Annotated in this window: 15 protein-coding genes; 8 read left to right on the top strand and 7 right to left on the bottom strand. The window is 72.2% G+C overall.

Annotated features, from left to right (window positions below):
• The first annotated feature begins 78 nt into the window (after positions 1–78).
• From DFJ68_RS01500 to DFJ68_RS01510, 3 genes are all read left to right on the top strand, one after another.
• Complete coding sequence (locus DFJ68_RS01500) at positions 79–1,005, top strand: proline iminopeptidase-family hydrolase (protein WP_121030445.1); 927 nt, start codon at positions 79–81, stop codon at positions 1,003–1,005.
• Positions 1,006–1,118: 113 nt separating this feature from the next.
• Complete coding sequence (locus tag DFJ68_RS01505) at positions 1,119–2,627, top strand: APC family permease (RefSeq protein WP_121030448.1); 1,509 nt, start codon at positions 1,119–1,121, stop codon at positions 2,625–2,627.
• The gene (locus DFJ68_RS01510) at positions 2,624–3,553 is read left to right on the top strand and encodes an acetamidase/formamidase family protein (RefSeq protein WP_121030450.1); all 930 of its coding nucleotides are present in this window, start codon (positions 2,624–2,626) and stop codon (positions 3,551–3,553) included. Before DFJ68_RS01505 ends, DFJ68_RS01510 begins: the two co-directional genes overlap by 4 nt.
• Here DFJ68_RS01510 and DFJ68_RS01515 read toward each other — a convergent pair.
• Positions 3,550–4,470, bottom strand: a complete 921-nt coding sequence (locus DFJ68_RS01515) for an NAD(P)-dependent oxidoreductase (protein WP_121030452.1) — start codon at positions 4,468–4,470, stop codon at positions 3,550–3,552. The two genes, DFJ68_RS01510 and DFJ68_RS01515, sit on opposite strands and share 4 nt — an antisense overlap.
• 99 nt (positions 4,471–4,569) lie before the next feature.
• On the opposite strand from DFJ68_RS01515, the gene DFJ68_RS01520 reads away from it, so the two are divergent.
• From DFJ68_RS01520 to DFJ68_RS01540, 5 genes are all read left to right on the top strand, one after another.
• Positions 4,570–6,288 carry a RecQ family ATP-dependent DNA helicase gene (locus tag DFJ68_RS01520; protein ID WP_245963382.1) on the top strand — a complete coding sequence of 573 codons (1,719 nt, stop codon included), beginning with the start codon at positions 4,570–4,572 and terminating at the stop codon, positions 6,286–6,288.
• Positions 6,289–6,311: 23 nt separating this feature from the next.
• Positions 6,312–7,187, top strand: a complete 876-nt coding sequence (locus tag DFJ68_RS01525; protein ID WP_121030454.1) for an aldo/keto reductase — start codon at positions 6,312–6,314, stop codon at positions 7,185–7,187.
• 213 nt (positions 7,188–7,400) lie between these two features.
• Positions 7,401–8,705 (top strand): ABC transporter substrate-binding protein, encoded by a 1,305-nt coding sequence (locus tag DFJ68_RS01530; protein ID WP_121030456.1) that lies wholly within the window; start codon positions 7,401–7,403, stop codon positions 8,703–8,705.
• Positions 8,702–9,628: a carbohydrate ABC transporter permease gene (locus DFJ68_RS01535; RefSeq protein WP_245963383.1), complete on the top strand. Its 927-nt coding sequence runs from the start codon at positions 8,702–8,704 to the stop codon at positions 9,626–9,628. Before DFJ68_RS01530 ends, DFJ68_RS01535 begins: the two co-directional genes overlap by 4 nt.
• A 10-nt stretch (positions 9,629–9,638) precedes the next feature.
• A complete protein-coding gene (locus DFJ68_RS01540; protein WP_121030458.1) occupies positions 9,639–10,598 on the top strand; it encodes a carbohydrate ABC transporter permease in 960 nt (319 codons plus the stop codon).
• 19 nt (positions 10,599–10,617) lie between these two features.
• On the opposite strand, the gene DFJ68_RS01545 is transcribed toward DFJ68_RS01540, so the two are convergent.
• The 6 genes from DFJ68_RS01545 to paaB form a co-directional block, all read right to left on the bottom strand.
• On the bottom strand, positions 10,618–11,583 hold the full coding sequence (locus DFJ68_RS01545) for a D-2-hydroxyacid dehydrogenase family protein (protein WP_245963384.1): 966 nt from the start codon (positions 11,581–11,583) through the stop codon (positions 10,618–10,620).
• 111 nt (positions 11,584–11,694) lie between these two features.
• The gene (locus DFJ68_RS01550) at positions 11,695–12,354 is read right to left on the bottom strand and encodes a TetR/AcrR family transcriptional regulator (RefSeq protein WP_121030460.1); all 660 of its coding nucleotides are present in this window, start codon (positions 12,352–12,354) and stop codon (positions 11,695–11,697) included.
• Positions 12,355–12,454: 100 nt separating this feature from the next.
• The gene (gene paaE / locus DFJ68_RS01555) at positions 12,455–13,573 is read right to left on the bottom strand and encodes a 1,2-phenylacetyl-CoA epoxidase subunit PaaE (RefSeq protein WP_121030462.1); all 1,119 of its coding nucleotides are present in this window, start codon (positions 13,571–13,573) and stop codon (positions 12,455–12,457) included.
• Positions 13,573–14,187 (bottom strand): 1,2-phenylacetyl-CoA epoxidase subunit PaaD, encoded by a 615-nt coding sequence (paaD, locus tag DFJ68_RS01560; RefSeq protein ID WP_245963385.1) that lies wholly within the window; start codon positions 14,185–14,187, stop codon positions 13,573–13,575. The genes paaE and paaD overlap by 1 nt, the downstream gene beginning before the upstream one ends.
• Positions 14,184–15,152 carry a 1,2-phenylacetyl-CoA epoxidase subunit PaaC gene (gene paaC / locus DFJ68_RS01565; RefSeq protein WP_121030464.1) on the bottom strand — a complete coding sequence of 323 codons (969 nt, stop codon included), beginning with the start codon at positions 15,150–15,152 and terminating at the stop codon, positions 14,184–14,186. Before paaC ends, paaD begins: the two co-directional genes overlap by 4 nt.
• 7 nt (positions 15,153–15,159) lie before the next feature.
• Positions 15,160–15,477 (bottom strand): 1,2-phenylacetyl-CoA epoxidase subunit PaaB, encoded by a 318-nt coding sequence (gene paaB / locus DFJ68_RS01570; RefSeq protein ID WP_184510387.1) that lies wholly within the window; start codon positions 15,475–15,477, stop codon positions 15,160–15,162.
• Between the last annotated feature and the right edge of the window lie 71 nt (positions 15,478–15,548).

Here is a 15,548-nt window from a genome sequence, read left to right on the forward strand (position 1 = left end):
TCGCGAGCCACCCATCTAAAGGTCTTGTCAGCAGACCATTTGCGTGGTCCACTCTTCCCCGACCCACGAGGAGGACGCATGGCGACGACGCACGACGACCGGTTCCCGGAGCCCACGACCGAGGGCGAGGTCGAGTTCCGCGGCCATCGCACCTGGTACCGCGTCACGGGTGAGCTCGACCCGGATGCCGAGCAGGCCCCCCTCGTCGTGCTGCACGGCGGCCCGGGGGCCGCCCACAACTACACGCTGATGATGGCCAACCTCGCCGGTCGCGGGCGCACGGTCGTGCACTACGACCAGCTCGGCTGCGGCGGCAGCACCCACCTGCCCGACGCGCCGGCCGACTTCTGGACCCCGGCTCTCTTCGTCGACGAGCTGCGCACCGTCGTGCGCGAGCTCGGCATCGAGCGGCGCTTCCACCTGCTCGGCCAGTCGTGGGGCGGGATGCTCGGCCCCGAGGTCGTGCTCGCCGACGACAGCGGCATCCGCAGCCTCAGCATCTGCGACTCGCCCGCCTCGATGCAGCTCTGGCTCGAGGCCGCCAACACCCTGCGTGACCGGCTGCCCGACGACGTCCAGGCCACGCTGCTGCGTCACGAGGAGGCGGGCACCACCGACTCGCCCGAGTACGCGGAGGCCGAGAAGGTGTTCTACGACCGGCACGTCTGCCGCGTCGTGCCCAACCCGCCCGAGGTCACCGACTCGTTCGCCCAGATCGAGCAGGACCCGACGGTCTACCACACCATGAACGGCCCCTCGGAGTTCCACGTCGTCGGGTCGCTCAAGGACTGGTCGGTCGTCGACCGGCTCGACGGCATCCGGGTGCCCACCCTCGTCGTCGCCGGGGCGCACGACGAGGCCATGCCCGCGGTGTGGCAGCCCTTCCTCGACCGCATCCCCGACGTGCGCTCCCACGTGTTCCCCGAGTCGAGCCACATGCCGCACGTCGAGGAGCCCGACGCCTTCCTCGACGTCGTCGAGGCGTTCCTCCGCGAGCACGACTGAGCCAGAACGACGTTCGTCCCTCCCCGTAGACGAACCACCCGGCATCCGCCGGCCCCCGCACCGCACAGACCCACCGGCCCGCACCCGGCCACCACGCGAATCGGAGCACCCCCATGTCCACCACCGACCGGCACGCCCCCGGGGCGGGCGACCTCGCCCAGTTCGGCTACAAGCAGGAGCTGAGCCGTGGCCTGTCCACGACCGACCTGCTCATCTACGGCCTCGTCTTCATGGTGCCCATCGCGCCGTGGGCGATCTACGGCACCGTCTACAACGAGGCGAAGGGCATGGTGCCCCTCGTCTACCTCATCGGCCTCGTCGCGATGGTCTTCACCGCGCTGTCGTACGCGCAGATGAGCCGGGCCTTCCCGATCGCCGGCTCGGTCTACTCCTACGTCGGGCGCGGCATCCACCCCAAGCTCGGCTTCATCGCGGGCTGGACGATCCTGCTCGACTACCTCCTCGTCCCGACGCTGCTCTACGTCTTCGCGGCGGAGTCGATGTCGGGCATCTTCCCGTCGGTGCCGAAGTGGGCGTGGATCCTGCTCTTCCTCGTCGTCAACACGGCGGTCAACTACATCGGCATCTCGTTCACCGCCGTCGTCAACCGCCTTTTCCTCACCGCCGAGGTGCTCTTCATCGTCATCTTCGTCGTCATGGCCGTCGTGGCCATCGCGAACGGCACCGGTGGCGCCGAGGTGACGACGAAGCCGATCTTCGACTCGGCCAGCTTCTCGGCCCCCCTCGTCGCCACCGCCCTGTCGATCGCCGTCCTGTCGTTCCTCGGCTTCGACGGCATCGCCACCCTGTCGGAGGAGAGCAAGGGCGGTCACCGCTCCGCAGGCATCGCCATGATCGGCGGGCTGTTCCTCGTCGCCTTCTTCTTCGTCTCGCAGACCTGGCTCGCCGGCATGCTCATCCCGAACACGACCTCCTTCCCGGAGGACGAGGCGGGCAACGCCTTCTTCGACATCGTCGGGCGCATCAGCGGAAACGGCTGGCAGATCGCCTTCCTCGCGATGAACGCCCTCGCCGTCGGCATCGCGAACGCCGTCGCCGCCCAGAGCGCCACGTCGCGCCTGCTGTTCTCGATGAGCCGTGACGGCCAGCTGCCGCGCTTCCTCGCGTACATCAACCCCCGCAGCAAGGTGCCCGAGCGCGCCATCCTGCTCGTCGCCGGCATCACCCTCGTGCTCGGCCTCTTCTTCGTCGGCCAGATCGGGCTCATCAGCTCGCTCGTCAACTTCGGCGCGCTGACGGCGTTCCTGCTGCTGCACGTCTCGGTCGTCACCTACTACGGCGTGCGCCGCCGCTCGGGCAACGTGCTGCTGCACTGGGTCGGCCCCGTCATCGGCTTCGCCATCATCGGCTTCGTCCTCTGGAACGCCGAGCCCGCGGCGAAGATCGGCGGCCTCGTCTGGCTCGCCATCGGTGTCCTCGTGCTGGCGTACTACAGCCGCAAGGGGATCGGCATCCTCCCTGAACACCGCGCCGACAGCGCAACGGAGCTCGGCGACGTCACCACGAGCGAGGATGCCGGTCAGCCCGGTCCCGCAGCCACCGCGCGGCAGCGTGCCGCGTCGCACTCCACCGACCCGTCGACGACCGAGGGACGCCCATGACCACCACGCACCTCATCACCAAGGACCACGCCCACGCGGGCTACTCGGCCGACCACGAGCCGGTGCTCACCGTCGAGCCCGGCACCGGCGAGCGCATCACCTTCGAGACCGACGACGCGGCCTACGCGCAGATGGAGGAGCACCGCGACCTCGCCCGGGTGACGGCCACCATCAACCCGGTGACCGGGCCCGTCCACGTCGAGGGGGCCGAGCCCGGCGACGCGCTCGCCGTGACGATCCACGACATCGAGATGGCCGAGCACGGCTGGTCGGTCTACATCCCCGGAGCCGGTGCCCTGACCCGCCCGATGGGCGAGGAGTGGTACGTGCGCCGCGTCCCCGTGCGCGACGGCCGGGTGACGCTCACCGACCGGTTCGACTGCGAGGTCGCACCGATGATCGGCTGCATCGGCGTCGCGCCGGCCCGGGGCGAGATGTCGACGGTCATGCCGTCGTACCCGACGGGCGGCAACATGGACCTCACCGACGCCCGCCCCGGCTCCACCGTCTACCTGCCCGTCGAGGTCGCCGGTGCCCGCCTGGCCATCGGGGACCTGCACGCCGTGATGGCCCGGGGCGAGAGCTCGTTCGTCGCCATCGAGATCGCCGGCCGGGCCACGGTGAGCGTCGACCTCGTCAAGGGCATGGGCCTGCGGGCGCCCCGCGTCGACACCGGCGACGAGCTCGTCTGCGTCGGTCTCGGTGACCCGGTGCAGGACTCCATCGACCGAGCCTACGAGGACCTCTTCGCCGCGCTCACCGACGAGCACGGCTACAGCCGGCACGACGCGTACACCGTGATGAGCGCCGTGGCCCACACCGAGCTCGGCGGTCCGACCGGGTCGGTGGCACCCGACCCGCTGCACCCGTTCCGGGCCGTCGGTCAGGTCACGCTCGCCCGCATCGCCAAGCGGTACCTCTCCTAGTCCGTGTCGTCGACACCCCCGTCGGGGGCACCCGCGGGGGCACCCTCGCTGCCGAAGCTCGCGTAGTACGCGGCGGCGAGGTCATCGTCTCCGTGCCCCAGGGCGGCCGCCCGACCGAGACGGTCGGCGGCCGCCCGGGCCACGTCGAGCCGGACCCCGGCGTCGTCACCGGCGCCGACGATGAGCCGCGCGTCCTTCTCGGCGGTGGTCACCGCGAACTGGGCGGGTGACAGGCCACCCTCACGGATGAGGCCGGTCTTGGCCCGCAGGTAGCCCATGTCGAGCGGTCCGCCCTCGATGGCGGCGAGGAAGTCGTCGGGGTCGACGCCGAGGCCCTGCGCCAGCGCCAGCGTCTCGCCCGCGGCGGCCGTGACCGCGATGACCCAGCTGTTGGCCACGAGCTTGAGGCGCGTCGCGGCCCCGGGCGTCTCGCCCGTCCACGTCGTGCGCGAGCCGACCGCGTCGAAGACGGCGGCGGCGCGGTCGCGGCCCTCCTGCGGCCCCGCCGCGAGCACGACGAGCTCGCCGGCCTCGGCCGGGCCCCGGGTGCCGAGCACGGGGGAGTCGACGAGCACGAGGCCGCGCTCGCGAGCCAGCGACGCGAGGTCGTCGAGGTCGTCCAGCCCCACCGTCGTCGCCTGCAGCCAGACCGCACCCCGCTCGACCCCGGCGACCGCGGACGCCATGACCTGGCGCACCGCCTCGCCGTCGTGGAGCATCGTGACGACGGCCTGAGCCCCCCGCACGGCCTCCTCAGCTGAGTCGGCGACCGTCACGCCGTCGTTCGCGAGCGGCTCCGCCTTGTCCCTGCTGCGGTTCCACGCCCGCACGTCGTGGCCCGCCGAGGCGAGGTTGCGCGCCATGGCGGCGCCCATGATGCCGGTGCCGAGCACGGCGACCGTGAGGTGGTTCGTCATGACAGCGGACGTACCCGCCACCCGCGGTGCGCGAGCACCGACGTCGCCCACCGGCATCCACGGGTGTTTGCCTCGGCGGTCGGGGGGTACGACCGCTTCGTGCCCGACCATCACGACCACGACGCCGGCCCCGACATCGACGCCGGCAAGCCGGCGCTCGTCGCCACCACCGAGTTCACGGCCCCGCTGCAGAAGGCGGCCGTCGACGTCTTCGGCTGGGAGGAGCTGCACCCGCGCCAGCTCGAGGCCATGCAGGCCCTCATGGAGGGGCGCGACGTGCTCGCCGTGCTGCCCACGGGGTCGGGCAAGTCGGCCGTCTACCAGGTGCCGACGCTGCTGCTCGACGGACCGACGGTCATCGTGTCGCCGCTGCTCGCTCTGCAGCGCGACCAGGCCCACGGGCTGCGCGAGGCCGGCGCCCCGGCCGCCGTCGTCGTCAACTCGCAGCAGCGGGCGGCCGAGCTGCGCGACGCCTGGGCCCGGCTCGAGTCGGGCGAGGCCCGCTTCGTGTTCCTGTCACCCGAGCAGCTGGCGAAGGGCGAGGTCGTCGACCGCCTCGCCGCCCTCGGCGTGACCCTCGTCGTCGTCGACGAGGCCCACTGCGTCAGCTCGTGGGGTCACGACTTCCGCCCCGACTACCTGCGTCTCGCCCCCGCGATCGAGCGTCTGGGCCGCCCGCCGGTCGTCGCGCTGACGGCCACCGCCGCGCCACCGGTGCAGGACGACATCGTCGAGCGCCTCGGCATCGACGGGGCCGCCCGCGTCGTCGCGAGCTTCGACCGGCCGGAGATCCGGCTCGAGGTGAGCCTCGCCGTCACCGAGGACGACAAGCGGGCGGGGGTGCTCGAGTGCGTCACGGATGCCGTGGGGCGCGGTGAGCGCGGACTCGTCTACACCGCGAGCCGGGCCGCCACCGAGGAGTGCGCCGCCGCCCTCGTGGAGCGTGGCGTCACCGCGCTGGCCTACCACGCCGGCATGAAGCGGGAGGAGCGCTCGCGCGTGCACGACGCCTTCCTCGACGACACCGTCGACGTCGTCGTCGCGACGTCCGCCTTCGGCATGGGCATCGACAAGCCGGACGTCCGCTTCGTCGTGCACGCCTCGCTGCCCGAGTCGCTCGACTCGTACTACCAGCAGGTCGGGCGCGCCGGGCGTGACGGGGACCCCGCCACGGCCCGGATGTTCTACCGGCCGGAGGACGAGCACATCCAGAACTTCCTCACCACGAGCAAACCGCCGAAGGCCGCCCTCAAGGACGTCGCCACCCTGCTGCACGTGGCCGACGGGCCGCTGTCGCCGGCCGAGATCCTGCGCAGGGCCAAGGCCGGACGGGCGCAGGCGCAGCGGGCGCTCGACCTGCTCGAGCAGGCCGGTGCGGCGCTGCCGGCCGGGACGGGCAGCCGCCGGGGCCTCGAGTGGTCGGACCGGTCGGTGGCGGTCAAGGCCGCCGTGGCCGTGGCCGTCGGGCTGGCCGAGGCGCACCAGCGGCTGACCCGGTCACGGGTCGAGATGATGCGTGGCTACGCCGACACGACCGGATGCCGGCGCCAGGTGCTGCTCGGCTACTTCGGCGAGCAGCTGGCCGAGCCCTGCGGTCACTGCGACACGTGCGAGAAGGGCACCGCGGCGCAGGAGCAGCCGGACGAGACCGGTCCGCTCACCACGGGCGCCGAGGTCGAGCACGACGAGTGGGGTCGGGGCGTCGTCATGCAGGTCGAGGTCGACCGGCTCACCGTGCTCTTCGACACCGTCGGCTACAAGACGGTCTCGCGCGCCATCCTCCGCCCCGGCGGCCTGCTCGAGCTCGACGCGTCCTGACCCACCCGTCCTAGGGTGGGAGCATGACCACGTCGACCTCACCGGCCCCCGCCACCCCTCCCGCCGAGCACACCCTCAACGACGGGACCTCCCTGCCCGCAGTGGGATTCGGCACCTACCCCCTCAAGGGCGAGGACGGCATCCGGGCCATGACGACCGCCCTCGAGTCCGGCTACCGACTGCTCGACACGGCGGTCAACTACGAGAACGAGGCCGAGGTCGGCGAGGCCGTCCGGCGCTCGGGCGTGCCGCGTGACGAGCTCGTCGTGCAGACCAAGGTGCCGGGCCGCGACCACGCGTACGACCGGGCGCTCGCCTCGGTCGAGGGGTCGCTCGAGCGGTTGGGGCTCGACCACGTCGACGTCGCGATCATCCACTGGCCCAACCCGAGCCGGGGGCTCTACGTCGAGGCCTACCGCGCCCTCGTCGCGTGCCGTGAGCGCGGCCTCGTCCGCTCGGTCGGCGTCAGCAACTTCACCGAGGCCCACCTGCGCGACGTCGTCGACGCCACGGGGGTCGTCCCGGTCGTCAACCAGGTCGAGATGCACCCGCTCTTCCCGCAGGAGGCGCTGCGCCGCGTGCACGAGCGCCTTGGCGTGCTCACCGAGGCGTGGAGCCCGCTCGGCAAGCGCAGCGCGCCCTTCGGGGCCGACCCGGTGGCCGCGGCCGCCGAGGCCCACGGCGTGACGCCCGCCCAGGTCATCCTGCGCTGGCACCTGCAGCTGGGGTCGCTGCCGCTGCCGAAGTCGGGCGACGCCGAGCGGCAGCGCGCCAACCTCGACGTTCTCGACGGCTTCGGCGAGGGCCTGACCGCCGAGGAGATGGACGCCATCACCGCGCTCGGTCGACCCGACGGCCGTCTGTTCGGCGGCGACCCGGAGACGCACGAGGAGATGTGACCGGGCCTCCCGGCGCCCGGCGGGTCCCCGTCCGGTGGCCGGCGGGCCTCGCCCGGGCACGCCCGGCCGCGGGTCGAGTCACGGCAGGTCTCGGGCAGGTCTCGATGGTTGGACGCGGTCGCGTCTCGGCGCGCCGGGGGGAGGTGGCGGCCCGAAGGTGAACGGGGTGCCCTCACCGGGTACTCACAGAGCCCGACGAGCAGGAGCACCACCATGGATCTCGACCGCCGCCACTTCCTCGCCGCCGCGGGCGCCGTGAGCCTTCCGGCGGTGCTCGCCGGCTGCGGCTTCGCCCCGTCGAGCAGCAGCGACAGCCAGCCCTCGGGCACCGACACCATCACCTTCACCACGTGGGGCACCGACAGCGAGCTGGCCGGGTTCCGCTCCGCCATCAGCTCGTTCGAGTCGGCCAACCCCGGCTCGAAGGTGACCCTCAACGCGGTGCCCTACGACCAGATGTTCACCAACATCGACGCCCAGCTGCAGGCGGGCAACCCGCCGGACGTCTTCCGCGTGCCGTACTACACGTTCGGCAGCTACGCCGGCCGTGGGCAACTGCTCGACCTCGGGCCCCACCTCGCCGACGGCTTCTCCGACCGCTTCACCCCGCAGGCCTGGGCGGCGGTGCAGAACGGCGGCAAGGCCTACGGCGTCCCGCACCACACCGACACCTCGGTCATCCTCTACAACAAGGCCCTCCTCGAGTCCGCCGGCATCACGTCGGTGCCCACGTCGCTGGACCAGGCGTGGACCTGGGACGAGTTCGCTCAGCTGCTGCAGACGATGCGCGACAAGCTCCCCGGCAGCCGCTACCCGCTCGCCGTCAACTGGCAGGGCAACGGCGTCACCCGCTGGCTCTCGTGGCTGTTCGAGTCCGACGGACGCTTCCTCGCCGAGGACCTCAAGACCCCGGCCATCGACTCGGCCCAGGGCAAGGAGGCGCTCGACTTCACCAAGAGCTTCTTCGAGAAGAAGTTCGTGCCCCAGAACAACTCGGTGAAGTCGACCAAGCTGGCCGCCGACCTCTGGTACGGCCAGACGACGGCGATGACGTTCGGCGGCGCCTTCCTCATCCCCGACTCGGAGAAGACCCTCGAGTTCGAGTGGGGGGCCACCTTCGCCCCGCGCAACAAGCGGTCGGCCGGCGACTTCGGCGGCAACGCGCTCGTGGCCACCAAGGCGGCCCGCAACCCCGCGCTCGTGGCGAAGTTCTTCGACCACATGACGAACGCCGACCAGATGCGTGCCTTCTGCGAGAGCGCCTCGCTGCTCCCGACCCGGGCCGACCTCATCGAGAAGGGCATCGACTTCAAGGTCCGGCCCGAGCTGTCGCCGGTCTTCGTCGGTCAGGCGAGCAGCGTCAAGGCACAGGACAGCGGCCAGGTCGCCTCGCCGTCGATGTCGAAGATCATCACGGTGCTCAAGGACAACCTCGAGGCGGCCTTCGTCGGTGGGCAGGACACCGCCGCCGCCCTGTCGTCGATGTCCTCGGGCATCGGGGCGGCGACCGCCTCGTGACCGCGAGCCCGCGCCGCGACCCCGTCCCGGCCCGCCGCCGTGGCGCCCGGACCGGGTCGCGGCGCGAGGCCCTCGCCGGCTACAGCTTCGTCGCACCGAACATGGTGCTGCTGCTCGTCTTCGTCCTCGTCCCGCTCGTGTGGGCCGTGCTCATCAGCTTCCAGCGCACCGACGGCTTCGGCACCGGTCGCTACATCGGTCTCGAGAACTACTCACGCCTCGTCACCGACCCGGTGTTCTGGCGCAGCACCGCCAACACGGTGCTCTTCACCGTCATCGTCACCCCGCTGTCGATGGCGATCGGCCTCGGCATCGCGGTGCTGCTCAACTCGGTGCTCCCGGCCCGCGGGCTGTTCCGCTCGATCCTCATCCTGCCGATGGCCATCTCCGGCGTGGCCACCGCGCTCATCGGCGTACTGATCTTCGACCAGGACACCGGCGTGCTCGACAAGCTGCTGCAGTCGGTGGGGCTGCCGGCGGTGGCGTGGCAGTCGAACGGCACCGCCGCCTTCGCGTCGGTCGTCCTCGTCACCCTGTGGTGGCGGGTCGGCTTCAACATGCTCATCTACCTCGCCGGCCTGCAGGCGATCAACCCCGAGCTGTACGAGGCGGCCCGGCTCGACGGAGCCAACCGCTGGCAGCAGTTCCGCTACATCACGGTGCCGCTCGTCGGGCCGTCGTCCTTCTTCCTGCTCATCCTCAACGTCGTCTATTCCTTCCAGGTGTTCGACATCGTCTTCGTCATGACCGACGGCGGCCCCGAGAACGCGACGTCGGTGCTCGTCACCTACGCCTACAACAACGGCTTCGTCACCGGTGACCAGGGCTACGCCGCCGCCATCGGCGTCGTCCTGCTGCTGCTGACGCTGCTCTTCACCGTCCTGCGCTGGCGCACCAGCCGTACCCGTGACCTCGTCGAATGAGGGGCCCCAGATGACCGTCGGCAGCGACGCGGGCGCCGCGCCCGCCCCCGTGACCGAGCCACCCGGCATCCACCGGGTTCGGGATGGCGCGAGCGAGGATGCCGGTGGGTCGGCTCCCCGCGCGCGGGCCGAGCGTGCCCGGCGCGCCCGAGGTGGTCGGGGGGCCGGCTACTGGCTGCGCCTGCTCGCGGCGGTGGTGATCAGCCTCGTCATCCTCTTCCCGCTCTACTGGATGGTCGTCGTCGCCCTGTCGACGCGGTCCGAGCTGCTCGGCGGAGACCTGCGGCTGTGGCCACGGTCGTTCACGCTCGAGAACTTCCGCGGCGTGTTCTCCTCGTTCCCGATCGCCACGTGGTTCGGCAACTCCGTCGCCATCGCGCTGACCGTCGCGCTCATCACCGTGACGATCAGCATGCTCGCGGGCTACGCCTTCGCGCAGCTGCGCTTCCGCGGCTCGAACGTGCTGTTCCTGCTCGCGCTGTCGACGCTGATGCTGCCGGTGCAGGTCATCATGGTGCCGCTGTTCCGGCTCGTGTCCGACGCCCGCCTCTACGGCACGTACTGGGCCGTCATCCTGCCCACCGCGGCGTCGGCGTTCGGGGTCTTCCTCGCCCGGCAGTTCATCCTGTCGATCCCGAAGGACATCATCGACGCCGCGCGCATCGACGGCGCCGGGCACGCCCGGATCTTCCGCAGCATCGTCCTGCCGCTGTCCAAGCCGCTGCTCGCCGTGCTGTTCTTCATGAACCTGCTGCAGACGTGGAACGACTTCGCCTGGCCCCTCATCGCGCTCAAGGAGAACGCGTTGTACACGCTGCCCATCGGGCTGCTGTACCTGCAGGGCCAGTTCGGCTCCGACTACGGCGGGACGATGGCCTTCGCCCTCATCAACGTCGGCCCGATGGTGCTGCTCTTCCTCGTCTTCCAGCGCTACTTCGTGCAGGGGTTCGCGCGCAGCGGCATCCGCTGACGCGTGCCGGGCGCGGCCGTCACGGGGTGACGACGCGCAGCGGCTCGCCGCCGCGCCACGCGACGACGTCCTCGACGACCTGGCCGTACCACTCGCGGTAGACGTCGGTCGTGACGTAGCCGATGTGCGGCAGCAGCAGGGTGCGGGGTGCGGAGCGCCAGGGGTCGTCGGCGGGAAGCGGCTCGCGCTCGTAGACGTCGAGCGCGGCGCCGGCGATGCGTCCTGCCTGCAGCGCCTCGAGCAGGGCCGCCTCGTCGACGATCGGGCCCCGGGAGGTGTTGACGAGGTAGGCGGTGGGGCGCAGGCGGGCGAGGTCGTCGGCCCCGACGAGGCCCCGGCTGCGCTCGGACAACGGCAGGTGCAGGGTGACGACGTCCGACTGCGCGAACAGCTCCGTCTTGGTCACGGCCTCGACCTGGTGCGGACGGGCGCGCTCGGGCGTGAGGTTCGGCGACCAGGCGATGACCCGCATTCCGAAGGCCTGGGCCAGTCGGGCGACGGGGACGCCGAGGCGGCCCAGCCCGATGATGCCCAGCGTGCGGCCGGAGAGGCCGGGGCCGATGGTGTGCTGCCAGCCGCCGGCCCGCACCGCGGCGTCCTCCGGGGCGAACCCGCGCATGAGGGCGATCATCATGCCGATCGTCAGCTCGGGCACGGCGGTGCTGCTGCCGGTCGTGCCGCTCACGGTGACGCCCCGTGCCGTGGCCGCGCCGACGTCGATGGCGGCGTTGCGCATCCCCGTCGTCACGAGCAGCCGCAGCCGGGGGAGCCGGGCCAGGGTGGAGGCCGGGAACGGCGTCCGTTCGCGCATCACGACGACGACCTCGCTGCCCTCGAGGGCGGCCACGACGGCATCCTCGTCGGGCAGGTGGTCGCGCAGCACGACGACGTCGTGCGACTCGCGCACCGGACCCCAGTCGGCGCTGGTCAGGGCGACGCCCTGGTAGTCGTCGAGCACGGTCAGCGTCGGTCGCGTGGTCGTCACCCCGCCGAGCCTACGAGAGCAGCGCGTCCCCCACCCGCCTCAAGCGTCGAGAGGCCACTTCCCGACGCCCCCTGCGGGCAGTGCTGTGGATGCCGGTGGGACGCCGTCGCGTCAGGCGCGGTCGCCGTCCGCGAGGCCGTCGAAGACGAGGGTGGTGACGAAGCGGGCCACCTCGTCGGCGCCGACGGGACCTCCGGGTCGGTACCACTCGGTCAACGAGTTGACGGTGCCGAAGACGAGGCGGGTGATGACGTCGGGAGGCAGGTCGTGGCGCAGTGCGCCTTCCTTCACCGCGGCACGGACCAGCTCGCCGAGCCGGTCGTCGAGCGCCCGACGGCGGTCGAGCGCGGCGGTCTCGACCGCACTGTTCCCACGGACCCGCAGCAGCAGCGTGACCGCCGGGAGATGACGGACGAGCACGTGCACGGACTCCTCGACGGCCCGGTGCAGGCGGGCGTAGGCGGTCGGCGCCGCGGTGTGCGGTCCCTCGTCCTGCGTGAGCACGTCACTGCCTGCGACCGCCCGGTCGATGGCGGCCTCGAGCCCGTCGAGGGCCTCGTCGAGCGCGGCCGAGAGCAGCGCTTCCTTGCTGGGGAAGTGGTGGTAGATCGCCGACTTCGTCAGACCCAGGGCGGCGGCGACGTCCCCGACGCTCGTGGCGTCGTAGCCCTGCCGGTTGAACAGCTCGACCGCCCGCTGCAGCACCGCGGCTCGGTCGTGGCCTGGTCGGCCACGACGCGAGACCGGGGCGGAGGCCGGAGCGGTGGGCATGGCCCATGCTCCCACGCAGTGGCGTACCGGACGGTCTCGCAACCTGACCTGTGCCCATGGACTCCCACGGGTGGGCGTCGGGAAGTGGGCCCGCGACGGGTCAGGCGTCGAAGTCGACGGTGACGGCGTCGGTGACGGGCAGGGCCTGGCAGGTGAGGACGAAGCCCGCCGCGACTTCGTCGGGGCCGAGGGCGTAGTTGCGGCGCATCTCGACCTCACCGTCGGTGACCTTGGCGCGGCAGGTGCCGCACACGCCGCCCTTGCAGGCGAAGGGCAGGTCGCTGCGGGTGCGCTGGGCGCCGTCGAGCACCGGCACCGAACGCGCGACCGGACTGGTCGTCGTGCGACCGTCGAGCACGACGGTCACGGCGCTCGCGTCGCCCGCGGCCTCGGGCTCGTCGCGGTGCAGCTCGGGCGGGGGCTCGTCGACGTAGAACAGCTCGAAGTGCACTCTGTCGGCAGGGAACCCGAGCTCACCCAGCACGGTGCGGGCGTCCTCGACGAGGCCGAGCGGGCCGCACAGCCAGACGTCGTCGACGTCGTCGAGCGGCACGAGCAGGCTGATGAGCCGTCGCATCCGGTCGGCGTCGAGACGGCCCGAGAAGAGGTCGACGTCGCGCGGCTCGCGCGACAGCACGTGCACGAGCTCGAAGCGTGCGCCGTAGCGGTTCTTGAGGTCGGCCAGCTCCTCGGCGAACATCACCGACGTCGTCGTGCGGTTGCCGTAGAGCAGCGTCACCGCCGCGTCGGGGTTCGTCAGCACCGTCGCGGCGACCGACAGCATCGGTGTGATGCCCGAGCCGGCGGCGACGCAGAGGTGACGTCCACCGCGCGACGGGTCGGCGCGGAAGCTGCCGGTCGGCGTCTGCACCTCCACCTCGTCGCCGGGCCGCACCTCGCGGGTGAGCCAGCGCGAGAACAGCCCGTCGGGGATCTCGCGGACCCCGATGCGGGGCGCGGACCCCGCCGGCGCGCAGATCGAGTAGCTGCGGCGCTGCTCGACCCCGTCGATGACCCGTCGCAGGGTCAGCGACTGCCCGGCCTCGAAGGCGAACTCGTCGCGCAGCCCGTCGGGCACCGCGAAGGTGACGGCGGCGGCGTCGTCGGTCAGTCGCTCGACCGACGACACGGTCAGGGGGTGGAAGCGGGCCCGGCCCGACCGCGGCGCGGGCTCGGCGGCGGGCGCGACGCCTTCGGCCGGGGGAGCGGTGGTCGTCATCAGATCTCCTTGACGTGCTCGAACGGCTCGAGGCACGCGGTGCAGCGGTAGAGGGCCTTGCACGAGGTGGGGCCGAACTCCGACGTCAGGCTGACGGCGGCCGAGCCGCAGCGCGGGCAGACGAGGTCGCGGTGGACCGGCCCGAGGGTCAGCGGGATCGGCCCGTCCGGGCGACGGGCGGGACCCGGCGCCGAGATCCCGTGGCGACGCAACGCCGCCCGCCCCGCCTCGCTGATCCAGTCGCTCGACCAGGCCGGGTGCAGGCTGACGACGACCTCGACCCGCTCGACACCGGCGTCGGTGAGCCGGTGCACGAGGTCGTCGCGCATGGTCGCCATGGCCGGGCAGCCCGAGTACGTCGGCGTGATCGTGACGACGACGGTGCCGTCGGCGCGCACCCGGACGTCGCGCAGCACCCCGAGGTCGGCGAGCGTGAGCATCGGCATCTCGGGGTCGGTCACCGACGCGGCGAGGGCGCGCAGTCGCGACAGCTCGAGACCGTCGCCGACCGAAGATGCCGTCGATCCCGTGCATGCCGACGATGCGACGGATGCCGTGGGGTCGGGTCCCGTGCCCTCGGTGACCGATGCGGTCGCGGCCGTCACGGCGGTCACCAGCGCCCCATCGGGTGGGCCCGGGCCACGACCTGCATCTCGGCCAGCAGCCGCGAGAGCACCTCGCCGTGCCGCCCGTCGCGACCGGTACCGCCGGCGACCGGGCCGATCGACGGCGCAGCCGTGGCGTCGGGGGCGTCGAGACCCGCGGTCGCGAGGACGTGGGCGAGCACGGCCCTGACCTCGTCGTCGACGGTGGCGGGGTCGACGCCGACACCCTGGGCGGCGGCCGCCGCCTCGAGCGGGTGCGTGCGGAACAGCTCGTCGACGAGCGGCCAGACCAGTGGCAGCGCGGCCTCGAGGCGCCGGCGCGACTCGGCAGTGCCCTGGGCGAGGGTGACGAACCACCGGCCGGCATAGTCGCGGTGGTAGGTGACCTCCTTGACGCCCTTGACCGCGATCGCCCGCAGGACGGCATCCGTGCTCTGCGTGAGGCGCTCGAGCAGGGCCAGGCGCCACGTGGCGACGACGAGGAGGCGGGTGGTGCTCACGGCGAAGTCGCCGTTCTCGCTCTCGACGAGGCGCACGTTGCGGAAGGCGGCGTCGTCGCGGAAGAAGGCGAGGGCGTCCTCGGGGGGGACCGGCGAGCCTGCTGGCAGGGACGGCACCACCGACGGGTCGGCCGCGGCGGCGCGGGCGAGCAGCAGGCGCGCCTGGCCGAGCAGGTCGAGGGCGATGTTGGCGAGGGCGATGTCGTCCTCGAGGTCGGGCGCCCGGCTGGTCCACTGCGACAGGCGGTGCGAGTAGACGAGGGCGTCGTCGCCGAGCATGAGGCAGTAGGCCGCGAGGGTCGCGGCGTCGGCACCCTCCGGGAGAGTGGTGTCGACGCCCGCGAGGGGGTCCTCGAAGTCGGTGCCGAAGGCCCACTGGGAGTCGTCGCCGCCGAGCAGGCCGTCGTAGACGGACTCGTGGTCGACGGCGTCGGATGACGCGGGTCCCGTTGCGGGAGTGGTGTTCTCGCTCATCGCTCGCTCACATGTGGGGGACGTCGTCGGGGATGGCGTAGAAGGTGGGGTGCCGGTAGACCTTGTCGCCGGCCGGCGCGAAGAGCGGGTCCTTCTCGTCGGGGCTGGAGGCGACGACGGCGTCGGAGCGGACCGCCCAGATGCTCACGCCCTCGTTGCGACGCGTGTAGACGTCACGGGCGTGGCGCACGGCCATCTCGTCGTCGGCGGCGTGGAGGGAGCCGACGTGGACGTGGTTGAGGCCGCGCTTGCCGCGGACGAAGATCTCGTACAGGGGCCACTCCGCGCGGGGGCGCTCGCCGAGCCCGGTCTCGACACCGGCCAGCGGGACGGCCCCGTGGCCGCCCTCGGCGGTGAAGTCGCGCCCGGTCGGGGTGCCGGTGGGGCCGTTCGCCT

The organism is Terracoccus luteus (genome assembly GCF_003635045.1).
GTDB lineage: Bacteria > Actinomycetota > Actinomycetes > Actinomycetales > Dermatophilaceae > Terracoccus > Terracoccus luteus.